The sequence below is a fragment of the Paraburkholderia sp. BR10923 genome, from assembly GCF_040948765.1.
Taxonomy (GTDB): domain Bacteria; phylum Pseudomonadota; class Gammaproteobacteria; order Burkholderiales; family Burkholderiaceae; genus Paraburkholderia; species Paraburkholderia youngii.
In genome coordinates, this window is sequence record NZ_JBFPKO010000247.1 from 1 (window position 1) to 249 (window position 249).

1 pseudogene is annotated in these 249 nt (G+C 54.2%); it reads right to left on the bottom strand.

From position 1 onward, the window contains the following. Nucleotides 1-80, bottom strand: a pseudogene (locus tag AB3X94_RS42335) (IS5/IS1182 family transposase); the annotation flags it as partial. Nucleotides 81-249: the final 169 nt, after the last annotated feature.

Genomic DNA, 249 nt, shown 5'->3' on the forward strand with positions numbered 1-249 from the left:
AGCGTCAGATACGGCGCCGCGAAACTCCATTCCTCATCCGACACATCAGTCGGATACCCTTTGCGGTCCGTTGTTTTCATCCCGCCAGGATACCAGGTCTCAATCGAAGTTCCTAACACGCTCTAGTCGGGTCTGAATAATTCGTTTTCGGCGACGACGCCGTTCATGGTGTCGAAGCGGAAGCCGCGGAGCGGTTGAGCAATGCGACAAGTACAAGGACGTAAAAACGCCGCAGCTTTCTGAGGATCA